General features: G+C 74.5%; 21 protein-coding genes. 11 read left to right on the top strand and 10 right to left on the bottom strand.

Annotated features, from left to right (window positions below; genetic code table 11):
* Positions 1–106: 106 nt before the first annotated feature.
* From ACFY23_RS14005 to ACFY23_RS13980, 6 genes are all read right to left on the bottom strand, one after another.
* Entirely contained in the window at positions 107–1285 is a 1179-nt protein-coding gene (locus ACFY23_RS14005) for a MarP family serine protease (protein ID WP_350819422.1), read from the bottom strand.
* 64 nt (positions 1286–1349) lie between these two features.
* Positions 1350–2042: a CoA pyrophosphatase gene (locus tag ACFY23_RS14000; RefSeq protein ID WP_350679304.1), complete on the bottom strand. Its 693-nt coding sequence runs from the start codon at positions 2040–2042 to the stop codon at positions 1350–1352.
* A 64-nt stretch (positions 2043–2106) separates the two neighbouring features.
* Positions 2107–2733, bottom strand: a complete 627-nt coding sequence (locus ACFY23_RS13995) for a TlpA disulfide reductase family protein (protein WP_350679387.1) — start codon at positions 2731–2733, stop codon at positions 2107–2109.
* Positions 2734–2839: 106 nt separating this feature from the next.
* A complete protein-coding gene (gene nth / locus ACFY23_RS13990) occupies positions 2840–3628 on the bottom strand; it encodes an endonuclease III (RefSeq protein ID WP_350679306.1) in 789 nt (262 codons plus the stop codon).
* A 61-nt stretch (positions 3629–3689) separates the two neighbouring features.
* On the bottom strand, positions 3690–4844 hold the full coding sequence (locus tag ACFY23_RS13985; RefSeq protein WP_350679308.1) for a CapA family protein: 1155 nt from the start codon (positions 4842–4844) through the stop codon (positions 3690–3692).
* Between the two features lie 56 nt (positions 4845–4900).
* On the bottom strand, positions 4901–5563 hold the full coding sequence (locus ACFY23_RS13980; RefSeq protein WP_350679310.1) for an adenosylcobinamide amidohydrolase: 663 nt from the start codon (positions 5561–5563) through the stop codon (positions 4901–4903).
* A gap of 217 nt (positions 5564–5780) precedes the next feature.
* Here ACFY23_RS13980 and ACFY23_RS13975 point away from each other — a divergent pair, with 217 nt between their 5' ends.
* Complete coding sequence (locus ACFY23_RS13975; protein ID WP_089003062.1) at positions 5781–6458, top strand: Crp/Fnr family transcriptional regulator; 678 nt, start codon at positions 5781–5783, stop codon at positions 6456–6458.
* Positions 6459–6642: 184 nt separating this feature from the next.
* Positions 6643–7386, top strand: a complete 744-nt coding sequence (locus ACFY23_RS13970) for a metallophosphoesterase family protein (protein WP_350679312.1) — start codon at positions 6643–6645, stop codon at positions 7384–7386.
* Positions 7387–7437: 51 nt separating this feature from the next.
* Here ACFY23_RS13970 and ACFY23_RS13965 read toward each other — a convergent pair whose 3' ends face one another.
* Positions 7438–7641, bottom strand: coding sequence for a hypothetical protein (locus ACFY23_RS13965; protein ID WP_350679314.1), 204 nt, complete (start codon positions 7639–7641; stop codon positions 7438–7440).
* A gap of 173 nt (positions 7642–7814) precedes the next feature.
* Here ACFY23_RS13965 and ACFY23_RS13960 point away from each other — a divergent pair, with 173 nt between their 5' ends.
* The 7 genes from ACFY23_RS13960 to ACFY23_RS13930 all read left to right on the top strand — a co-directional run bounded on the left by ACFY23_RS13960 (position 7815) and on the right by ACFY23_RS13930 (position 17138).
* Complete coding sequence (locus tag ACFY23_RS13960; RefSeq protein ID WP_350679316.1) at positions 7815–8420, top strand: TetR/AcrR family transcriptional regulator; 606 nt, start codon at positions 7815–7817, stop codon at positions 8418–8420.
* 38 nt (positions 8421–8458) lie between these two features.
* On the top strand, positions 8459–9289 hold the full coding sequence (locus ACFY23_RS13955; protein ID WP_350679317.1) for a TIGR03084 family metal-binding protein: 831 nt from the start codon (positions 8459–8461) through the stop codon (positions 9287–9289).
* Positions 9286–11064, top strand: a complete 1779-nt coding sequence (locus ACFY23_RS13950; protein WP_350679318.1) for an acyclic terpene utilization AtuA family protein — start codon at positions 9286–9288, stop codon at positions 11062–11064. The genes ACFY23_RS13955 and ACFY23_RS13950 overlap by 4 nt, the downstream gene beginning before the upstream one ends.
* Entirely contained in the window at positions 11061–12200 is a 1140-nt protein-coding gene (locus ACFY23_RS13945; protein WP_350679319.1) for an acyl-CoA dehydrogenase family protein, read from the top strand. The genes ACFY23_RS13950 and ACFY23_RS13945 overlap by 4 nt, the downstream gene beginning before the upstream one ends.
* Positions 12201–12314: 114 nt before the next feature.
* Positions 12315–13916, top strand: a complete 1602-nt coding sequence (locus tag ACFY23_RS13940) for a carboxyl transferase domain-containing protein (protein WP_350679320.1) — start codon at positions 12315–12317, stop codon at positions 13914–13916.
* A 71-nt stretch (positions 13917–13987) separates the two neighbouring features.
* A complete protein-coding gene (locus ACFY23_RS13935; protein WP_350819421.1) occupies positions 13988–15958 on the top strand; it encodes a biotin carboxylase N-terminal domain-containing protein in 1971 nt (656 codons plus the stop codon).
* Between the two features lie 16 nt (positions 15959–15974).
* Positions 15975–17138: an acyl-CoA dehydrogenase family protein gene (locus ACFY23_RS13930; RefSeq protein WP_350679324.1), complete on the top strand. Its 1164-nt coding sequence runs from the start codon at positions 15975–15977 to the stop codon at positions 17136–17138.
* 20 nt (positions 17139–17158) lie between these two features.
* On the opposite strand, the gene ACFY23_RS13925 is transcribed toward ACFY23_RS13930, so the two are convergent.
* Positions 17159–17977, bottom strand: a complete 819-nt coding sequence (locus ACFY23_RS13925) for an alpha/beta hydrolase (RefSeq protein WP_350679326.1) — start codon at positions 17975–17977, stop codon at positions 17159–17161.
* A complete protein-coding gene (locus tag ACFY23_RS13920) occupies positions 17974–18558 on the bottom strand; it encodes a TetR/AcrR family transcriptional regulator (RefSeq protein WP_350679328.1) in 585 nt (194 codons plus the stop codon). The genes ACFY23_RS13925 and ACFY23_RS13920 overlap by 4 nt, the downstream gene beginning before the upstream one ends.
* A 384-nt stretch (positions 18559–18942) precedes the next feature.
* On the opposite strand from ACFY23_RS13920, the gene rsgA reads away from it, so the two are divergent.
* Both rsgA and ACFY23_RS13910 read left to right on the top strand, forming a co-directional pair.
* A complete protein-coding gene (gene rsgA / locus ACFY23_RS13915) occupies positions 18943–20034 on the top strand; it encodes a ribosome small subunit-dependent GTPase A (RefSeq protein ID WP_350679330.1) in 1092 nt (363 codons plus the stop codon).
* Positions 20031–20600, top strand: a complete 570-nt coding sequence (locus ACFY23_RS13910; RefSeq protein ID WP_350679332.1) for an N-acetyltransferase — start codon at positions 20031–20033, stop codon at positions 20598–20600. Before rsgA ends, ACFY23_RS13910 begins: the two co-directional genes overlap by 4 nt.
* A 113-nt stretch (positions 20601–20713) precedes the next feature.
* Here ACFY23_RS13910 and ACFY23_RS13905 read toward each other — a convergent pair whose 3' ends face one another.
* Entirely contained in the window at positions 20714–22522 is a 1809-nt protein-coding gene (locus tag ACFY23_RS13905) for an alpha/beta hydrolase (RefSeq protein ID WP_350679334.1), read from the bottom strand.
* Positions 22523–22657 lie beyond the last annotated feature (135 nt).

Genomic DNA, 22657 nt, shown 5'->3' with positions numbered 1-22657 from the left:
AGGGTTGACCACGAACTGCCTCCCGTCGCCCCGCTGACGCCCTCCGGGAGAGGAGGGGTGACCACGAACTGCCTCCCGTCGCCCCGCTCGACCCGGCGGGCAGCGGTCAGGTGCACTCGCCGGTGCCGACGGCGCGGGTGCGCTCGGCGCCGGCCAGGGCGACCGGACGGGCCTCGGCCGCGGTCACCGCGAACCCGGTGTTCGGGTCGTCGGCCGCCGCCGCGAAGATCACCCCGAGGACCAGCCCGTTCGACGAGACCAACGGGCCGCCGGAGTTGCCGCTCTGCACCAGCGCCCGGATCGTGTAGATCTCCCGGGTCACGTTGCCGGCGGAGTAGATGTCCGGCCCGGTGATCCGGTCGACGTCGCGGACCCGCGCCGACTGGGCGTTGTACGGCCCGTCGAGCGGGAAGCCCAGCACGATGGCGTCCGCGCCGCTGCCCGCGTTGCCGGCGGCGAAGCGCATCGAGGGGCCGGGCAGCCCGGGCACGTGCAGCACGGCCAGGTCCCGGTCGGGGTCGTAGACGACCACCTTGCTGTCGTACCGGTCACCGTTCAGCTCGACGACCGTGGAGCGGGTGCCGGCGACGACGTGCGCGTTGGTCATGACCCGGTCGTCCGCGTAGACGAAGCCGGAGCCCTCGATGCGCCGCGAGCAACTCGGGGCGGAGCCGAGCACCTTGACCACCGACTGCTGGCTGTTGACCACCACCTGCGAGCCGGCGAGCGCCGGGTCGGGCGGGGACACCTGCCGGGCGCGGGTGGGCGCCAGGTCGCCGAAGACGTCGGGGAAGCCGTTGGTGTCGACGGTGTCCCGCAGCGCCGTGGAGAGCTGCTGCGCCTGGTCCGGCAGGACCCGGTCCACCACGGTGAGCAGCGCGCTGTTGCGGACCGAGGAGGCCAGCCAGGGCAGCGACGACGAGCCCAGCGGCACCGCGACGAGCCAGGCGACCAGCAGCACGGCGAAGAGCGAGACGAACGCGCCGCCGACGTCGTCGGCCCGCCTGCCCACGTCGCTGGTGATCACCTTGCGGAGGTGGGAACCGAGCCATCCGGCGAGCGCCTGACCGACCACCGCCAGCCCGAAGACCGCGACCAGGGAGATCAACACGCGGGTGCCGCTGTCGACGAACTGCTGCGCCAGCAGCGGCCCGACCTGGAGACCCACCAGCGCGCCCAGGAAGAAGCCGCTGAACGACAGCACCCCGATGACGAAGCCCTGGCGGTATCCGCTGATCGCGAACACGAGCATGAGCAGCAGCAGTACGAGATCCACGGCGGACACGCGTCAAGCGTACGGGCACCCGGCCCGCGGAATGACCATCGCGTGCGGAAGGGTGGTCGTCCGTTCAGCGCACCGGGGTCTCGTCCACCGCGTCCGTGCCGGCCGAGGGCGCCGGGGTCGCCCCGGTCGGCGGCAGGTCGACGACCCGGTCGCGCGGCCACGGGCGGGCCCAGCCGCCCATCTCCAGCAGGGCGGCCAGGACCCCGGCGGTGAAGCCCCAGACGAGCATCCCGCGCGCCGAGAACGCCGGGCCGATCCAGCCGCTCGGGTGGCGCACCCGCATCCGGTTCTCCGGGTCGACCAGCTCGCTGACCGGCAGCCGGGCCACATGCGCCACCTCGGCCGGCTCCCGGGGGTGCACCGGGTGCGGCGCGTGCCACCAGGCGAGCACGGGGGTGACCACGAAGTCGCTGACCGGGATCCAGAGCTTCGGCAGCTCGGCCAGGACGGTGACGCTGGCCGGGTCGAGACCGACCTCCTCGTTGGCCTCGCGCAGCGCGGTCGCCGGGGCGTCCGCGTCCTCCGGGTCGGCCGCGCCGCCCGGGAAGGCCGGCTGGCCGGCGTGGTTGCGCAGGTTGGCCGCCCGCTGGAGGATCAGCACGTCCGGGCCGGCGCCGGGCTCCTCGCCGAGCAGCACCAGCACGGCGCTCTCCCGCCCGCCGGTCTCCGGGGTGACGAGCCGGGTGAAGTCCTCGCTGCGCGCGCTGCCGAGCCGGGCGAGCAGCGGGTCGAGCCAGCCCGGCGGCTGTCGGCTCACGCCGGCACCCCCGCGCCCCACCGCGCCCGCCGGCGGCGCACTCCGGCCCCTGCCCGCCCGCGGCTCACGCCGGCACCGTCAGGCCGAGGTGCTGCCGGACCAGTTCCGCCAGGCGGGCGTCGTCGAGCGCGCCGGAGGTGTCGACGTGCCGGACGCGGCCCTGCCCGTCGACGAAGACGGTCAGCGGCATGGCGTTGCGGTTGAGCGCCCGCTTGAACGACTCGCCCTGGTCGAACAGGACGGGAAAGCGGATGCCGAAGTCCTCGCCGATGGACTGGGCGGACTCGCGGGCGTCCTGGCTGTTGACCCCGATCACCTGGAGCCGGCCGGCGGCGCGCTCGCTGAGCCGCTGGAAGGCGGGCAGCTCCTCCCGGCAGGGCGGGCACCAGGAAGCCCAGACGTTGACCACCGCCGGGCCGCGCAGGTCCCGGAGCGCGACCGGGGCACCGCCGGTGAAGCACTCCAGGGTCAGCTCGGGCAGCGCCTGCCCCGCGCCCCCGGAGGTCGACACCGGGGCGGCGGACGCGGGCGGGGTGCCGAGCGCCGAGCAGTCCTGGAACGGCGACGGCCGGTTCGCGGCGGCCTCCTGCCGGCCGGTCGGGCCGCGCTCCTCCTCGGTGCCGTCGTCGGCGGTGCACCCGCTTACGGCCAGCAGCACGGGTACGAGCAGGGCGGCGAGTCGGCGGTTCATCGTGGTTCGCGACTGCGGGGCTCGCGACATCGACTCACTCCTCGCGCTCATCGGTTCACCGTGGTTCGCGACTGCGGGGCTCGCAACACCGGCTCACTCCTCGCGCTCACGGTGCCTCCGCCACGACGGCCTGGACGGGCACCAGCTCCGGGTCGGCCCCGGCGGCCACCGCCAGGTCCCGGGCGCGGGGGCCCTTGAGCAGCCTCGCGGCCGCCGCCGGCTCGGTCGGCCCGGTCCCGTACGACGGGCAGAGCTTGGCCAGCGTGCACGTGCCGCAGGCCGGCTTGCGGGCGTGGCAGACCCGCCGGCCGTGGAAGATCACCCGGTGCGACAGCATGGTCCAGTCCCGGCGGGGGAAGAGGGCCCCGATCGCGTGCTCGACCTTCACCGGGTCGGTCTCGGCGGTCAGCCGCCAGCGCCCCGCCAGCCGCCCGAAGTGGGTGTCGACGGTGATCCCGGGCACACCGAAGGCGTTGCCGAGGATGACGTTGGCGGTCTTGCGGCCGATGCCGGGCAGCGTCACCAGGTCGGCGAGCCTGCCGGGGACCCGGCCGTCGTACCGCTCGACGAGGGCCTGGCCGAGCTTGATCAGGGAGTCGGTCTTGTTGCGGTAGAAGCCGGTGGGGCGGATCAGCTCCTCCATCTCCGTCCGGTCCGCCCCGGCGTAGTCGGCGGCGGTCGGGTAGCGGGCGAAGAGCTTCGGGGTGACCTCGTTGACCTTCTTGTCCGTGCACTGCGCGGAGAGGATCGTCGCGACGGCCAGCTCCAGGGGGCTGGAGTGGTCGAGTTCACAGTGCGCGTCGGGGTGGGTCGCGGTCAGCACCCGCCCGATCCGCCGGGCGCGGCGCGTACGCCCGAGGTCGGTCTCGGTGAAGCCGGAGGAGCTGGTGGTCACGCCGGCCAGCCTACGTCGCCGGTGTGACCGGACGCCGGGGCCACGCGCCGCGCCGCCCCGGTCAGCCGCCCTGCGGCGGGCTGATCGCCCCGGAGTCGTCGAACCGGGCGCCGGTCTCCGGGAAGTCGCTGCGGGTGAGCTGCTTCACGAGGCCCAGGCCGCGGTCGTCGCCGTCCATCGTCGGCTTGCCGGCGGAGTTCATGTACGTCGAGACGAACGAGCCCCCGGCCCAGCTGCCGTCCGGCTTCAGCGACACCTTGAGCACCCCGCCCCAGCCGAGCCGGCCGGCGTTGCTCAGCGAGTTGCCCCCGCCGGCGAAGTTGCCCAGGCTGTACGCGATCAGCCGGCCCTTGTAGAACTCCATGCCGCGCAGCACGTGGGGGCCGTGCCCGACGATCAGGTCCGCCCCGGCGTCGATCATCGCCTTGGAGAACTTGACGGGGTCGCCCCGGTTCTCGCCGAGGAACATCTCGGTGCCCGGCCGCACCCGGGTCTTGTCGGCCCCCTCGCCGCCCATGTGCACCTGCACCACGACCACGTCGGCCATGCCGGCCGCCTTGGTGATCACCTGCTTCGCCTCGGCGATGTCGGTGAGGCTGTTGGACCAGACGTACGACGAGAAGCCGGCGACGGCGACCTTGACCCCCTTGACGTCGACCACGGTGATCTGGTCGGGCGCCCCGGTGTGCGCGAGGTCGTACTTCTCCAGCGCCTTCTGGGTGTTCTCGTAGCCCTTAGGGCCGTAGTCGTAGCCGTGGTTGTTGGCCTGGTTGAGCAGGTCGAAGCCGGCGTCGCGCAGGTGCGCCGCGTAGTCCGGCGGGGCGCGGAACTGGAAGCAGCGGGTCGAGTTCGGGCCGCACTTGCCGGTGCCGGTGTCGACGGTCAGCGGCTCCTCCAGGTTGCCCATCACCAGGTCGGCGGCGAGCGCCTTCTCGACCGAGTCGAAGAAGCCCTTGCCGCCGTTGGCGGGCAGCCGGTTCGGCGCGTTGCCCATGATGATGTCGCCGGTCGCGGAGAGCGAGATCGCCTGCTCCGCGGGCTGCGCGGACTGGCTCGGCCGGACCGGGGCGCCGGTGCCGCCGGCACCCGTGCCGGGCTCCCAGACGGGGTCGCCCCCGGATCCGGGCTGGCCGCAGCCGGCGGCGAGCAGGACAGCGAGCAGCGCGCCCAGGGCGAGCGCGACCCGGCGGGGCGGAGGGGAGGCGGCAGCGTACATCGAGCGCGACCTTATCGGGTACGCATCGCCGGGACGAGACCCGATCGGATGGTTGTTCAGCCCGTCGGTCGATCGGACCACGGGACCACGGTGCCCGCCCCGCCGGCCGTCACGGCGGCGTGCACGGCCCGGGCCAGCGGGGCTCCCCAGGTGGAGCGCGGTCCGCCGTACGCCGACTCGGGGCCGTCGAGCGGGCAGAGCACGGTGACCGCGTCGGTCGGGGTGCCGGTGCCCGGCACGCCCAGCTCCGCGATCGCCTGCGCCTTCGCCTCGGTGGCGGTGGCCACCGCGTTGACCAGGGCGGCGTCGCCGAGCCGGGCCGGGACGTACACCACGATGTTGACCGTGCCGACGCGCTGGGCGGGCGCCGCCGGGGCGGGCTCGGCCGCCCACACCGGGGTGCCGAGGCCGACGGTGGCCCAGACCCGCACGCCGGTGTCCGTCCGGGCGACCACCTCGGCGACGTCCACCCCGGTCAGCAGGCCCACCCCGGGCCCGTCGAGGGCGAGCCCGCCGGCCAGTTCGGCCAGGTGGTCGGCGGGGTCGTCCCGGTCGTACGACATGGGTACGGTCGCGTTGACGACCCAGTGCCGGACGCCGATCCCGCCGCCCAGCGGCGCGGAGCTGACCGCGCGCAGCGGGCGGTCGGCGCGCCAGACCAGCAGCGGGACGTCCCGACCGTCCTCCCGACGGGCGGTCAGCACGGGTTCGCTCAGCACGGGGTGACCCTACGGTCCGGCACCCGCCGGCCCGCCGCCACCCGGGACGGGCGCGCGATCCTACTGCTTGCTCACGTCGGGCGGGTTACGCCCAACGATCAAGATTCCAGGGGTGCACCTCTGATTCCAGCTCACGTGCGCCTAGACTGGCCAGGCGCGCGGGATCAGCGGACGGCGGACCCGGCCGACGGACGGCACGCGCAGGTGGAGGTGCGCGATGGACGAGGTACTGGCTCGCAGCGGGATCTTCCAGGGCGTCGACCCGGAGGCTGCCGAGGCGCTCGCCAAGGAGATGGAGACGCTCGAGGTCCGCAAGGGCGAGATCGTCTTCAACGAGGGCGAGCCCGGAGACAGCCTCTACATCCTGCTGTCCGGCAAGATCAAGGTGGGTCGCCGGGCGGCCGACGGCCGGCAGAACCTGATCGCCGTGATGGGCCCGTCGGACATGGTGGGCGAGCTGTCACTCTTCGACCCCGGCCCGCGTACGGCGACGGCCACCGCGGTCACCGACACCCGGCTGGTGCGGCTGCGCAAGCAGGCCCTGCGCCCGTGGCTGAACAACCGGCCGGAGATCGCCGAGCAGCTGCTCCGGGTGCTCGCCCGCCGGCTGCGGCGGACGAACGACTCGCTGGCCGACCTGATCTTCACCGACGTGCCCGGTCGCGTCGCCAAGAACCTGCTCCAGATGGCCGGCCGCTTCGGCACCCGCGACGGCGGCGTGCTCCGGGTGACCCACGACCTCACCCAGGAGGAGATCGCCCAGCTCGTGGGCGCCTCCCGGGAGACCGTCAACAAGGCGCTGGCCGACTTCGCCTCGCGCGGCTGGCTGCGCCTGGACGGCAAGAGCATCATCATCCTCGACCCGGAGCGCCTGGCCCGCCGCGCCCGCGTCTGACCCACCGCGGCCGGGTTGCACCCGGCCGCCTCGGCACCATCGCACCGGTCCGGCCGCACGCCTGCGGCCGGGCCGGTTCGCGTTCCGGGGGCGCTCGGCCGCCGGAGCCCTCGTCTGCCCGTCTGCCCGTCTGCCCGGGGCAGAATCGCTGGACTCCGGCCGGGCCGGTGGGCATGGTGGAGCGATGCTGGACCGTGTCGCCGTCCTCTCCGACATCCACGGGGTGCTGCCCGCGCTGGAGGCCGTGCTGGCCGAGCCGGACGTCGCCGCCGCCGACCTGATCGTGCTCACCGGCGACATCGCCGCCGGACCGCAGCCGGTCGAGGTGCTCGACCTGCTCGCCGGCCTCGGCGACCGGGTCTGCTGGGTGCGCGGCAACGCCGACCGCGAGCTGGTCGAGGCGCGCGCCGGCCGCAAGTCGCCGATCGACGTCTCGAACTGGGCCGCCGAGCAGCTCCGCGCCGACCACCTCGCCCGGCTGGCGGCGTTGCCGCTGACGGTGACCCTGGAGGTCGCCGGCCTGGGTCCGGTGCTCTTCTGCCACGCCACGCCCCGCGACGACGAGGAGGTCGTGCTCGTCGACTCCCGGATGGAGCGCTGGGCGGAGGTGCTCGCCGGGGTGCCGGACGAGGTGGGGACGGTGGTCTGCGGGCACACCCACATGCCGTTCACCCGGCTGGCCGACCGGCGGCTGGTCGTCAACCCCGGCAGCGTCGGGATGCCCTACGGCGGACCCGGCGCTTTCTGGGCGCTGCTCGGGCCCGGGGTGCACCTGCGCCGTACCCGTTTCGACGTGGACGCCGCCTGCGCCCGGGTGGCTGCCGAGTCGGACTTCCCCGACGCCGCCGAGTGGGCGGACGAGTACCTGCGCTCCCGGCACAGCGACGCCGACGCGCTCGCGGTGTTCGCCCCCCGCGACGGCCGCTGACCGGCGCGCCCGGCGGCGCACCTCCGTCGCCGACGTCGCGGTCTGCGTTCCTCAGTTCCGGGGCGCAGAGATGAGACGCGGGTCCATGGCTCCGCTCAGCCAGGCACGCAGGACCCCGTTGAACACCAACCGGTCGGTGAGCGCCACCAGCTGTGGCTGCCACATCCGGTTCGCGACGTTGCCGCCGTGCAGCATCACCAGCGGACGCCCCGCCACGTCCGTCTCGGGACGGTGCACCTCGGGAAAGCCACTCATGCGATCTCCTCCTCGACGGCGTCGAGCCGGGCAGCGCAGAGCCCGACCGCGCTCGGGAGCCTCGGGCGCGTACCGCCGCTCCACCGACGCCGCCCTGGAGTGGGCCAGGCGGAAGGTGCGGTCCGCAAAAAGTCAGTCTTGACTGTTTGTTTCGGCGGCGGCACGCTGTCCCCGTGTCCGTCGCATCGACCCGCGTCCCTCAACAGGAGCGCAGCCGCGCCACCCGGACCCGGCTGTTGGAGGCGACCGTCGAGTGCCTGGTGGAGCACGGCTGGGCAGGCACCACCACCACCGTCGTCGCGGCCCGCGCCGGCGTCTCGCGCGGGGCCCAGCTCCACCACTACCCCACCAAGGCCGCGCTGGTCACCGCCGCCGTCGCACACCTGACCGAACGCCGGGCCGAGGAGCTGCGCACCGAGGCCGAGGCGCTGCCGCCCGGCCCGCAGCGCCTCGACCGGGTGATCGACCTGCTCGGCGCGGCCTTCACCGGCCCGCTCTTCGTCGCCGCCCTCGAGCTGTGGGTCGCCGCGCGCACCGACCGGGAGCTGCGCGAGGCGCTGGTGCCGCTGGAGGCCCGGGTCGGCCGCGAGATGCACCGGCTCACCGTCGCGCTGCTCGACGTGGACGAGCGCCGCCCGGGCGTACGCGAGGCGGTGCAGGCGACGCTGGACCTGCTCCGCGGGCTGGGCGTGGCCAACCTGCTCAGCGACGACTCGTCCCGCCGCACCGCCCTGCTGCACACCTGGAAGCGCCAACTCGCCGCCCTGCTCACGCCCTGACCGCCGCCCTGACCGGCCCGTCCCGCACCGGAGGCACCATGGTCGACCTCAAGGACCTGCTCGCGGATCTGGCCGACGAGGCCGAGCAGCTGGACGGCCTGGTGGGTGGCCTGTCGCCGGGCGACTGGGCACGCCCGACCCCGGCACCCGGCTGGAGCATCGCGCACCAGATCGCCCACCTCGCCTGGACCGACCGGGTGGCGCTGCTCGCCGCCACCGACCCCGAGGCGTTCTTCGCGTCCGTGGCCGCCGCCCCCGACCCGGCCCGGCTCGTCGACGCCGGCGCGGAGGAGTTCCTCGCCCCGCCGGCCGAGCTGCTGCCCCGCTGGCGTGCCGGTCGGGCCGCCCTCGCCGCCGCGCTGGCGGGCGTGCCGGAGGGCGGGAGGCTGCCCTGGTTCGGCACCCGGATGTCGCCCGCCTCGATGGCCACCGCCCGGATCATGGAGACCTGGGCGCACGGTACGGACGTGGCGGACGCGCTCGGCGTCACCCGCGCCGCCACGGCCCGGCTGCGGCACGTCGCGCACCTCGGCTTCCGCACCCTCGGGCACAGCTTCGCCGCCCACGGCCGGCCGGTGCCCGCGGCGCCGGTCCGGGTCGAGCTGGCCGCGCCCGACGGCGACACCTGGGCGTACGGGCCGGCGGATGCCACCGACCGGGTCACCGGCCCGGCGCTCGCCTTCTGCCTGCTGGTCACCCAGCGGCGGCACCGCGTCGACCTGACCCTGTCGGCGACCGGCCCGGTCGCCGACGAGTGGCTGGACGTCGCGCAGGCGTTCGCCGGCCCACCCGGCGCCGGCCGCCCGCCACAGGCCGCCACAGCAGGCGCGACCGAAACCACGGGCGGCGCGGGCCGGGTACCGGCATGAGCGGCGTGCTGCGCGTCGGCAACGCCTCCGGCTTCTACGGCGACCGGTTCAGCGCGTGGCGGGAGATGCTCGACGGCGGCGAACTCGACGTGCTGACCGGGGACTACCTGGCCGAGCTGACCATGCTGATCCTCGGCCGGGACCGGCTGCGTGACCCGTCCCTCGGTTACGCGAAGACCTTCCTGCGCCAGCTCGAGGGATGCCTCGGCAGCGCCCTGGACCGGGGCGTACGGATCGTCACCAACGCCGGCGGGCTGAACCCGGCCGGTCTGGCCGCCGCGATCGGGTCGCTCGCCGACCGGCTCGGCCTGACCGTACGCGTCGGCCACGTCGAGGGCGACGCCCTCCCCCGCCCGGACGCGCTCACGGCCAACGCCTACCTCGGGGCGTACGGCATCGCCGCCTGCCTGGACGGCGGGGCCGACGTGGTGGTCACGGGCCGGGTCAGCGACGCGTCCCTGGTGGTCGGGCCGGCCATCGCCCGGTTCGGCTGGGGGCGCGACGACCTGGACGCGCTGGCCGGGGCGACCGTCGCCGGCCACCTCGTCGAGTGCGGGGCACAGGTGACCGGGGGGAACTTCAGCTTCTTCACCGAGTTGCCCGACGGCGGGCACCGCCCCGGCTTCCCGGTCGCGGAGCTGCACCCGGACGGCTCCTGCGTGATCACCAAGCACCCCGGCACCGGCGGCGCGGTCACCGTGGAGACCGTCACCGCCCAACTGCTGTACGAGGTCGGCGGGCCGGCCTACCTCGGGCCGGACGTGGTGACCCGGCTCGACACGGTCGAGCTGAGCGCCGACGGGCCGGACCGGGTGCGGGTGAGCGGCGTCCGGGGCACCCCGCCGCCGGGGACGCTCAAGGTGGGCGTCAACAACCTCGGTGGCTTCCGCAACTCGATGACCTTCGTCCTCTGTGGGCTCGACATCCCCGCCAAGGCGGCCCTGGTCCGGGGCCAGGTGGAGGAGGCGGTCGGCAAGGAGGGGCTGGAGTTCACCCTGGCCCGCACCGACCACCCCGATGCCACCGACACCGAGGCCGCGAGCGCGCTGCTGCACGTACACCTGCGGGACGGCGACCGGGCGCGGGCCGGGCGGGCCTTCTCGGCGGCCGCGGTGGAACTGGCCCTGGCCTCCTACCCGGGCTGCACGCTGACCACGCTGCCCGGCGACGCGACGCCCTACGGGGTGTTCACCGCCGACACCGTGCCGCAGGACGCGGTGCCGCACGTCGCGGTGCTGCCCTCCGGGGAGCGGCTGCCGGTCCCGCCGCCGCCCCGCACCGCCGGCACGCCCGACGGGCCGGCGCCCGCCACCAATCCGCCGCCGCCCGCGTCGGCCGACCCGGCGGCGGCCGACGACCGACGCGGGGCCGACCCGGGGCGGCCCGCGGCCCCGGCCGACCGCCCGACCCGGCGCGCGCCGCTCGGCGAACTGGTCGGGGCCCGCTCCGGCGACAAGGGCGGCGACGCCAACCTCGGCGTCTGGGCCCGCACCGACGCGACGTGGTCGTGGCTGCGCGGCTGGCTCACCGAGGCCCGCCTGCGCGAGTTGCTGCCGGAGACCGCCCCGCTGGCCGTGGAGCGGTACGAGCTGCCGAACCTGCGGGCGGTCAACTTCGTCGTCCGGGGGCTGCTCGGGCAGGGGGTGGCCGCCTCCACCCGGTTCGACCCCCAGGCCAAGGCGCTCGGCGAGCTGCTCCGCTCCCGGGTCGTCGACCTGCCGGCGGACCTCGCACCCGGGGCGGCCGGCACGACCATCATCCGGGAGGAACCGTGACCATCGTCGACACCCCGGAACGGCGGCAGCTCCGCGAACTGACCCGGGCCTTCGTCACGCGGGAGGTGCTGCCGCACCTCGACGACTGGGAGCGGGCCGGCGAGGTGCCCCGCTCGCTGCACGAGACGGCCGCGAAGATCGGCCTGCTCGGCGTCGGCTTCCCGGAGGCGGTCGGCGGCAGCGGCGGCGACCTGCTCGACTCGATCATCGTCACGGAGGAGGTGATCCGCTCCGGCGGCTCGTCCGGGCTGATCGCCGCGCTGTTCACCCACGGCATCGCGCTGCCGCACATGGTGGCCTCCGGTGACGCCGACCTCGTCGACCGGTACGTCCGCCCCACCCTCGCCGGCACGATGATCGGCGCGCTGGCGATCACCGAACCGGACGGCGGCTCCGACGTACTGGCCATCCGCACCTGCGCCCGCCGGGACGGCGACCACTACGTGGTCAACGGGTCCAAGACCTACATCACCAGCGGCGTCCGCGCCGACTTCGTGACCACCGCCGTCTGCACCGACTTCCCCGGATCCGGGTCGCTCAACCTGCTGGTGATCGAGAAGGGCGCCCCGGGCTTCACCGTTGGGCGGCGGCTGGAGAAGCTGGGCTGGCACTGCTCGGACACGGCCGAGTTGTCCTTCGTGGACGTACGGGTGCCGGTCACCAACCGGATCGGTCCCGAGGACACGGCCTTCCTGGCGATCATGCAGAACTTCGCCAGCGAGCGCCTGTCGCTCGCCACGCAGGCGTACGCCACCGCGCAGCGCTGCGTCGAGCTGGCCACCCGCTGGTGCCGGGACCGGTCCACGTTCGGCCGTCCCCTGGCGAGCCGGCAGCTCGTCCGGCACCGGCTGGCCGAGATGCACACCCGCACCGAGGCGGCGCGGGCGTACGTGCACCAGGTGGCGGCGCGGGTGGCGGCCGGCGAGCCGGTGGTGACCGAGGTGGCGATGGCGAAGAACGTCGCCGTGGCGGCCTGCGCCGAGGTGGTCGACCAGGCGCTCCAACTGCACGGCGGCTTCGGCTACCTGCGCGACGCCGAGGTGGAGCGGCACTACCGGGACGCGCGGATCCTCGGCATCGGCGGCGGCACCACCGAGATCATGAACGAGATCATCGCGAAGGGCATGGGCCTGTGAGTGCGAGGAGTGAGCCGGGTTTGCGAGCCCCGCAGTCACGAACGAAGGACGCTCCGTGAGTGCGAGGAGTGAGCCGGGTTTGCGAGCCCCGCAGTCACGAACGAAGGAGGCTCCGTGACGACTCTGCGGAGCGCGGTCGACCCGTCCTCGCCCGGCCACCGGGCCAACCGGGAAGCCCTGCTGGAGCGCCTCGCCGAGCTGGAGGCCGCCCTCGACCAGGCCCGGGCCGGCGGCGGGGAGAAGTACGTGACCCGCCACCACCGGCGGGGCAAGCTGCTGCCCCGGGAACGGATCGAGCTGCTCCTCGACCGGGACAGCCCGTTCCTGGAGCTGTCCCCGGTGGCGGCGTACGGCACCGACTTCCCCGTCGGCGCGAGCGTGGTGACCGGCATCGGGGTGGTCGAGGGCGTCGAGTGCCTCGTCGTCGCCAACGACCCGACCGTACGCGGCGGCGCGGTGAACCCGTGGTCGCTGGCCAAGACCCGCCGGGCCGGCGAGATCGCCCTGGCCAACCGGCTGCCGATGGTGAACCTGGTCGAGTCGGCCGGCGCCGACCTGCCCACCCAGGCGGAGATCTTCATTCCGGGCGGCCGGGTGTTCCGCGACCTGACCCGGCTCTCCGCGGCGAGGATCCCCACGGTCAGCGTGGTCTTCGGCAACGCGACCGCCGGGGGCGCGTACGTGCCGGGGATGTCCGACCACGTGATCATGATTCGGGACCGGTCGCAGGTCTACCTGGCCGGGCCGCCGCTGGTGAGGATGGCCACCGGCGAGGTCACCGACGACGAGTCCCTCGGCGGGGCGGCGATGCACGCCACCACGTCCGGACTGGCGGACTTCCTGGCCGCCGACGAGCGGGACGGCATCCGGCTGGCCCGGCAGTGCGTACGCCGGCTCAACTGGCGCAAGCAGGGCCCGCCGCCGCGCAACCCGGCCCCGGCGTCCCCGAGATACGACCCCGAGGAGCTGCTCGGCATCGCCAGCGCCGACCTGAAGGTGCCGTTCGACCCGCGCGAGGTGCTGGCCCGGGTGCTGGACGGCAGCGAGTTCGACGAGTTCAAGCCCCACTACGGCACCGCCCTGGTCACCGGTTGGGGCGAGCTGCACGGCTGGCCCGTCGGGGTGCTGGCCAACGCACGGGGCGTGCTGTTCAGCGAGGAGGCGCAGAAGGCGGCGCAGTTCATCCAGCTCGCCAACACCGCCGACACCCCGCTGGTCTTCCTCCAGAACACCACCGGATTCATGGTGGGCACCGAGTACGAGCAGCGCGGCATCATCAAGCACGGCGCCCTGATGATCAACGCGGTGTCGAACTCGACCGTGCCGCACCTGACGGTGAACCTGGGCGCCTCCTACGGCGCCGGCAACTACGGCATGTGCGGCCGGGCGTACGAGCCCAGGTTCCTGTTCACCTGGCCGAACGCCAGGTCGGCGGTGATGGGCCCGGCGCAGCTCGCCGGCGTGCTGTCCATCGTGGCGCGGCAGGCCGCCGCCGCCCGGGGCCGGGACTACGACGAGGAGTCCGACACCGCGATGCGGATGATGGTCGAGCAGCAGATCGAGTCGCAGTCCGGCGCGCTGTTCCTCTCCGGCCGGCTCTACGACGACGGGGTGATCGACCCCCGCGACACCCGTACCGTCCTCGGGCTCTGCCTGTCGGCGGTCCACAACGCACCGGTGCGGGGCGCCGACGGCTTCGGCGTCTTCCGGATGTGACCCCCCGTGAGCGCGAGGAACGCAGCGGAGCGGAGTCCCGCAGTCGCGAACGAAAGGCAGGCGCCGCGCGAATGATCACCCGACTCCTCGTGGCCAACCGGGGCGAGATCGCCCGCCGGGTCTTCGCCACCTGCCGGGCGCTCGGCATCGACACGGTGGCCGTGCACTCCGACGCCGACGCCGACGCGCCGTTCGTCGCCGAGGCCGACCACGCCGTCCGGCTGCCCGGGAAGACGCCCGTCGAGACGTACCTGCGGATCGACCTGGTCCTCGACGCGGCCCGGCGGGCCGGCGCGGACGCCGTCCACCCCGGCTACGGCTTCCTCGCCGAGAACGCCGACTTCGCCCAGGCCGTGACCGACGCGGGGCTGACCTGGGTCGGCCCGCCGGCCAAGGCGATCGCCGCCATGGGCGACAAGGTGGAGGCGAAGGCGCTGCTCGCCGAGGCGGGCGTGCCGATCCTGCCCACCTGGACCGACGCCGACGAGATCACGGACTTCCCGGTGCTGGTCAAGGCGTCGGCCGGCGGCGGCGGGCGCGGCATGCGCGTCGTCCGCGACGCCGCCGACCTCGCCGAGGCCGTCGCCTCCGCGCGCCGCGAGGCGGCGGCGGCGTTCGGCGACGGCACGGTCTTCGTCGAGCGGTACGTCGAGCGGGGACGGCACGTCGAGGTGCAGATCTTCGGCGACCGGCACGGGACGGTGGTCGCCCTCGGCGAGCGGGAGTGCTCGATCCAGCGCCGGCACCAGAAGATCGTCGAGGAGGCCCCGGCGGTCGTCCCGGCCGACCTGCGCCGGCGGCTGCACGAGGCGGCCGTCGCGGCCGGTCGGGCGGTCGACTACGTCGGGGCGGGCACGGTGGAGTTCCTGCTCGCCCCGACCGGCGAGTTCTTCTTCCTGGAGATGAACACCCGCCTCCAGGTCGAACACCCGGTCACCGAGCTGGTCACGGGGCTCGACCTGGTCCGGTTGCAACTGCTGGTCGCCGAGGGCGAGCCGCTTCCGGAGGCGGCGGTGCACCCGATGACGCGCGGCCACGCGATCGAGGTACGCCTCTGCGCCGAGGACCCGGCGCGGGGCTGGCGACCGGCGACCGGCGCCCTGCACCGGTTCGCGGTGCCCGGGGTGGCCGCCGAGTTCGGCCCGCTGCCCGGCCCGGGCCTGCGGCTCGACTCCGGCGTGGTCGACGGCTCGACGGTCGGCGTGCACTACGACTCGATGCTGGCCAAGCTGGTCGCGTGGGGGCAGACCCGCGCCGAGGCGACCCGGGCGCTGGCGGGCGCGCTGGCCCGCGCCGAGCTGCACGGCGTCACCACCAACCGGGACCTGCTGGTGCGGGTGCTGCGCAGCCCCGCGTTCGGCGCGGCGGAGCTGGACACCGGCTTCCTCGACCGGCACCCGGAGGTCTTCGCCCCGCTGCTGCCGGCCGACGGGCTGCCGCTCGCGGCGCTGGCCGCGGCGCTCGCGGGCGCCGCCGGCCGCCGCGCCGCCGCGCCGGTGCTGGCCGGGCTCCCCTCCGGCTGGCGGAACGTGCCGGCGCTCCCCCAGGTCGCCCGCTTCGCCGGCCCCGGCGACGAGGAGATCGAGGTCCGCTACCGGCTGGACCGCGCGGGCACGCTCGCCGAGTGGTCCACGCGCCCCGCGACCGATGCCACGGTCGGCCTGGTCGAGGCCGCGCCCGACCGGGTGCTGCTCGACGTCGACGGCGTGCGGCGGGCGTACCGCGTACGCCGGGTGGGGTCGGCGGTCTTCGTGGACGGCCCGGACGGGGCGGCGGGCCTGGCCGAGCTGCCGCGCTTCCCGGAGCCCACCGCGGAGCTGGCGGCCGGGTCGCTGGTCGCGCCGCTGCCCGGCGCGGTGACCCGGGTGCACGTCGAGGTCGGCCAGCGGGTGGCGGCCGGCGACCTGCTGCTGACCCTGGAAGCGATGAAGCTCGAGCATCCCGTGCTCGCCCCGACCGACGGTGTGGTCGCCGAGCTGCCGGTGCCCGCCGGCGGGCAGGTCGACACGGGCGCCGTGCTGGCCGTGGTCGACCCCGAGTGACCCTGGAGGCCCCGCGATGAACTTCGACCTCACCCCCGAGCAGGACCAGCTCCGCGACGCGGTCCGCGCGCTGGGCCGGCGGTACGGCCACGACTACTTCGTCACCCGGGCCAAGGCCGGCCAGCACACCACCGAGCTGTGGGACGAGGCCGGCCGGCTGGGCTACCTGGGGGTCAACGTGCCCACCGAGTACGGCGGCGGCGGGGGCGGGATCACCGAGCTGGCCATCGTCTGCGAGGAGCTGGCGGCGGCCGGCTGCCCGCTCCTGCTGCTCGTGGTCTCCCCCGCCATCGCCGCCACGGTGATCACCAGGCACGGCACCGAGGAGCAGCGCAAGCGTTACCTGCCCGGCTTCGCCGACGGCTCGCTGAAGGTGGCCTTCGCCATCACCGAGCCGGAGGCCGGGTCGAACTTCCACCGGCTGGGCACGGTGGCCCGCCGCGACGGCGACGACTGGCTCGTCTCCGGCCGCAAGTGCTACATCTCGGGCGTCGACGAGGCGTCGTACGTGCTGGTGGTGGCGCGGACCGGGGGCTCGGCGACCGGGAGGCTGAAACCGGTGCTGTTCATGGTGCCGACCGACGCGCCGGGGCTGACCCGGTCCAAGCTGGACATGGAGATCGTGTCCCCGGAGAACCAGTTCCTGCTCTACCTCGACGACGTGCGGGTGCCCGCCGACGCGCTGGTCGGCGAGTCCCTGGACGCCGGCCTGCCGGCGCTGTTCGCCGGGCTCAACCCGGAGCGGATCACGGTCGCCGCGATGGGCGCCGGCACCGGCCGGTACGCCATCGAGCGGGCCTCGGAGTACGCCGCCGCCCGCACGGTCTGGGGCGGCCGGAGCATCGGCTCGCACCAGGGCGTCGCGCACCCGTTGGCGCACGCGGCCGTGCAGGTCGAGCTGGCCCGGCTGATGATCTACAAGGCGGCCACCCTCTACGACGCCGGCCGGGACCTGGAGGCCGGGGTGGCCGGCAACATGGCCAAGTACGCGGCCGGGGAGGCGGCGGCGCTGGCCGTCGACACCGCCGTCCAGGTGCACGGCGGGGCCGGCATGACCACCGAGTACGGGGTGGCGACGCTGCTCGGCGCGGTGCGGGCCGGCCGCATCGCCCCGGTCAGCCGGGAGATGATCCTCAACTTCGTCGCCCAGCACGTCCTCGGCCAGGACAAGTCGTACTGACCCCGGCATGTCGGGCCGGGCTACGCCGCGACCTCGGCGAGGAACTCGCGCAGCGCGTCGGCCACCAGGTCGGGGGCCGTCATCGTCGCGAAGTGCGACTGGCCTGGCCAGCTGACCCGGCGCGCCGCGGGAAGAGCCGCGGCCAGGGCGTTCATCGTGGTGGGCATCGGCTCCCAGGTGTCGGCGCCCTGCATCAGCAGTGTCGGGACGGTGATGGACGACCAGCGGGCCGCGTCCGGGCTGTCGTCGGCCAGCGCCTCGAGGTCGTGCAGCCAGCCGAGCGCCGAGCGCCGGGCCTCGATCGGGTCGGGCCGTTGGTCGCCCGCTGCGGCCGCGAACGCCGCGACGATCGGGGGCGGCACCCGGGTCACCTCGTTGAGCACCGCGAACATCTCGCCCGCGTCGTCCCGCCCGAAGGCCGCCTGATAGCGGGCGAGCAGCGGCGCGATCGACTCACCGGCCGCGAACAGCGGCGGCTCGAAGACGGCCAGCGAGCGCAGCCGGCCCGGCTCGGCTGCCGCGGCGTGCAGCGCCAGCGTGGCGCCGTAGGAGCCGCCGACCAGGTGCACCGGCTGCCCCGCCGCCTCGGTCACGGCCATCAGGTCGGCGACCTCGTCCTTGAACGACTTGCGGCCGGGCGGGACGTCGCTGGGGCCGTACCCGCGCCGGGCCGGCATCCACAGCTCGTACGACCCGGCGAGCCGCCCGGCGACCGGAGCCCAGGAGTGCAGGCCGCCGCCGGAGCCGTGCAGAAGGACCACGGGGTCGCCCGCGCCCGCCCGCCGGACCACCAGCCGGGTGCCGTCCACCGACCGGACTTCCTGGTCGTTGCTGTTCATGGTTGCGTTCCCTTGGTCGTGGGCCAGTTGTCGAGTGCCGTGTGGACGGCGTCGAGGACGCCGCGCCAGGACGCGTCGAGGTCGCGGGGGTGCCCGAACCCCTCGGCCCGCTCGAGCGTCGCGAACCCGTGGAGCGTGCTGCGCACGAACCGGATCGCATCGGTCAGGGCGGGCTCCTCGAGCCCGTACCCACGCAGCGTCGCGTAGCTCAGCTCGATCATGCGCAGGTGCCCGGCCGAGTTCCTGCCCACCTCGGGCGGCAGTTGGAGTTGGGTCGCGGCGTACTGCCCAGGGTGGGTCACGGCGAACGCCCGGTAGGCGTCGGCGAAGCCGATCAGTGCCTGGCGCCCGGAGCAGCCGGCCACCGCGAGCGCGAGACGGTCGGCGAACGCCGCCGCCGCCCGAACCGCGACCTGGTGCAGCAGCGCCTCCCGGCTGCGGACGTGCCCGTAGATGCTGGCGTCGGCGACCCCGAAGTGGCGGGCGACGGCCGCGACCGTGAGCCGCTCCAGCCCCAGCGAGTCGGCCAGCTCGGCTGCGGCCGCCGAGACGCGCTCGGTGGTCAGACCCTGTCGTGGCACGGCAATCCTTGGGGGACTCGGTTGAACCTAGGAGCCCTAGGATAACAGCCGTCGCCCGGCCGCGTCGGTGGCAACGCCAGGTAGCCGCGGCACCGCGCCTCGGCCGCTCACCCGGGGTCGTCGAACCGCCCGGAAAGGTGTGTCAGCCGGCCGATCGACCGTGGTAGCCTTCGGCCCGACATTGATGCGACACCGGATCGGTGGGGAGAAAGGGGGGTGAGGTTGATGACCGCGAAGGCGGCTGCTGCTGCGTGCAGCGCCCGGACCAATCTCGCGTCCCGGGCCTCGGCCTGACCCAGCTGATTTCCCGTTCGACGGGACGTTCGATCCCGACCGGGTTACGCCGGTGTCTGTCGGGGCCCCTCTTCCGAAGGGTCTCTTCCGTTGTCATCACCATCTTCCGCGCCGATCCCGTCCTCGAACGCGCTGCGTTCGTACGGGTGGGACGAGGCGTACGAACACGCTTTCGCCGAGCACCGGGCCGCCGGCTTGCGGCCCGCCCGCGTCGTGCTGGTCGACCGTGGCCAGGCCACGGTGGTCACCGCCACCGGCTCGGTGCGCGCCACCTGGTCGGCACACGCCGGCCCGGCGCCGGCCCTGCTCCCGTGTACCGGGGACTGGGCCGCCGTCACCACCGCCGCGCAGCCCGAGTTGGCTGCGTTGCTGCCCCGCCGGACCGCCATCGTGCGCTCCACGGCGTCGCGCACCTCCCGCCCGCAGGTCCTGGCCGCGAACGTCGACACGGTCGTCATCGCGGAGTCCGTCGCCACCCCCATCCCCGCGGGCCGGATCGAGCGGATGCTCGCGCTCGCCTGGGACAGCGGGGCGCTCCCGGTCGTCGTCCTGACCAAAGCCGACCTCGCCGAGCGCGACCCCGCCGAGGTACGCGAGGAGGTCGCCGCGCTGGCCCTCGGCGTCGACGTCCTGGTCACAAGCGTCGCCACAGGCGAGGGCCTGGACATCCTCGCCGCGGCGCTGACCGGGACGATCGTGCTGCTCGGGCCCTCCGGCGCGGGCAAGTCCTCGCTCGGCAACGCCCTGCTCGGCGCCGAACTGCTGGCCACCGGAGCGGTCCGCGCCGGTGACGGCAAGGGCCGGCACACCACCGTCCACCGCGAACTGCTTCCACTGCCGAACGGCGGCGTGCTCATCGACACCCCCGGCCTACGCGCGGTTGGCCTGCACGACACCGAAGACGGCATCCAGCAGGTCTTCGCCGAGATCGAGGAACTCGCCCGCGACTGCCGGTTCACCGACTGCCGGCACGTGAGCGAACCCGGTTGTGCGGTACGTGCGGCCATCGACGCGGGCACCCTGTCGCCGCGTCGGCTGGACAGCTACCGCAGACTCCAGCGCGAATCCGCCTGGGCGGCCTCGCGGGACGACGCACGACTGCGCGCGGAACGGGAGAACCACCGCAAGGCGGTCACCCGCCACCTCCGCGCAACCTACAGCTTCCGGGAGCAGCAGTCGTGACCGCCCGGCACACCGAGACGCACCCCCACGAGGAGTCGTACCCCGCCATGACCACCCGCATCTGGCACACCCGACTGGAAGCCGGACCGGACGACCGCGCCGCGATCCGCCGGATCAACCTGTCCGCGTTCCCCAGCCCGCTCGAGGCCGATCTGGTCGACGCGCTGCGCGAGGACCGGCAGGCGTGGCTGCCGTGGTCCTCGTGGCTCGCCGAGGACCCCGACGGCACCCCCGCCGGTTTCGCCCTGCTGACTCGATGCCACGTGGACGACGTACCGGCCCTGGCCCTCGGCCCGTGCGCGGTGCTGCCCGAACAGCAGCGCACGGGCGCCGGATCGGCGGCGATTCGCGCTGCTCTCGACGCCGCCCGGGCGGCGGGCGAGCACCTCGTCCTCGTCCTCGGTCACGCGCCCTACTACCCCCGGTTCGGCTTCACGCCCGCCTCCGGGTACGGAATCCGGCCGCCGTTCGACGTGCCGGACGAGAACATGATGGCGCTGGTACTCGACCCCGGTCGCCCTGTCCCGCGCGGAACCATCCGCTACGCGGCGGCCTTCGGCGTCTGACCTGCACCACCTCCGTCGGGCGCGGGGCGGGCCAACCGCCCCCACCCGACCAGGTCCGATCGGCACGGGCCGGGGTACGGCGGACGCCCGATCGTCCGCCGTACCCCGGGTCCTCAGCGGACGGTCAGCGAACCGACCGCCGGCAGCGGCGCGACCACCGGCGGGAGCCGCTTCGGCTCACCCCGGCCCGGCGCGCCCTCGGCCGCGAGGGCGCCCTTCGACGACTCCGCCCGTCGGGTGGCCGCCGGCTTCTCCGGCAGCTCGGCGAACGGCTGGATGTCGCCGGTGCAGACCGTGCCGTTCGCCGGCAGCGCGCCCCGGATCAGGTACGCGTCGACCGCCCCGGTCACGCAGGCCGAGGTCCCGTACGCGGTGTGCCCCCAGCTGTCGCTGCTCAGCAGGCGGCTGTTCGGCAGCAGCCGGGCCGTGCCCACCGCGCCCTGGTAGTTGGTCGACGGGTCCCAGTAGTTGCCGACCACCAGCACCGGGGCGGCGGTTCGCCGGTTGAACGGGCCCGGGTAGGCGTCCTCGTCGCGCACCGTCCACGTCTGCCGGGCGCAGGGCGAGGTGCCCCAGGTCCAGAGCCGACCGAAGTACGGGTCGCGCTTGTCGGCCTGCGCCGCCAGCGCCGGGAACGAGGCGGCGTCCGCCGGGTGGTAGGCGTCGGTGCAGTCCACCCCGAGGAAGGTCTCCAGCCCGTTGTTGTACGGGAAGTCGTAGCGGCGGGCCTGCTCGCGGGCCTTGGCGGCGAGCCGGGCCACGCCGGCGCGCGCCTGCCGGCGGGCGGCCGTGCCCGACGCCGGGTCGGTGAGCACGAGCAGTTCGGCGGTGAGGCCGACGAGCTGGTCGTAGCCGAAGGGGCTGTAGAGCGCGCCCAGGGTCGAGGAGACGAAGTCGGCGTAGGTGACCCGGACCGAGCCGAGGTCCGGGTCCTCGATCACCACCGGCTTGGCCCGCAGCCGCTTCGCCACCAGCTCGAACGACGCGAGGGGGTCGCCCTCGGCCAGCGGGCAGACCTCGGCGCCGGCCTTGTCGCAGCGCACGAGGATCTCGCGCAGCGCCTTGTACGACCCCTGGGCGCTGCGCAGCCGGTCCTCCTGGGACAGCGTGCGCGCCTTGCCCCGGCCGACCCACGCGTCCGCGTTGAGTACCCCGTCAATCGCCAGGGCACGGACCCGGTCCGGGAACATGTTGGCGTAGTACTGGCCGAGCGCGCTGCCGTAGCTGAACCCGAGAAAGGTGAGCTTCGGGTCGCCGACGGCGCGGCGCAGCACGTCCATGTCGCGGGCGACCTCGGCGGTCGACATCGCGCCGGTGAGCGGCCGGCCCGTGGTGGAGCAGCCCGTGCCGACGGCCTTCGAGGAGGCGACGTACGCCTTCTCCTCGGCCCTCGTCCACGGGAACGCCACGTTGAGCCCGGCGTACGCCCGGGTCTGTTCCTTGACCGACGGGAAGCACTTGACCTGCTGGCTCGCGCCGACGCCGCGCGGATCCACGCCGACGATGTCGAACCGGTCGAGCACCTCGTCTCCGAGGAAGTACGGCGCGGCGAGCGCGACGTCGGTGCCGGAGCCGCCGGGGCCGCCCGGGTTCAGGAAGAGGCTGCCGATCCTCCGCTGCTGGTCGCGGGCCTTCACCCGCAGCACGGCGATCTCGGTCGTCGGGCCGTTCGGCTTGTCGTAGTCCAGCGGGAGCTGGACGGTGGCGCACTCGGCGTAGTCGTAGCAGGCGTACCAGTCGAGGTCGGGCGTGGGCACCCGGTCGACCCGGCGTGCCTCCTCCGGGCTGGTCTGGTCGGACGTGACCGGGCGGCCCCAGCCGGTCAGGGTCGGTGTGGCGGCGGCAGCGGGCGCGACCGCCGATCCGGCGAGCATGACGCCGGCGATTCCCGCGGCGGCGAGGGACCGGGTTCGTCGTGGCATGTGGACCCTTCCGGTGGGCGACAGGACGGTCGGGGCGCGGCCCGACCCTTCGTCACTCTAGGGATCGCGGGCAATGAATACCGCCCGACAGGGGGCCACATATCCGACAATCCGCCGCCCGGTGTAACGAGTTTC

It is taken from the genome of Micromonospora sp. NPDC000121, from assembly GCF_042899165.1.
In the GTDB taxonomy this organism is placed as follows: Bacteria; Actinomycetota; Actinomycetes; order Mycobacteriales; family Micromonosporaceae; genus Micromonospora.
This window is presented reverse-complemented; position numbering and strand designations above follow the sequence as displayed.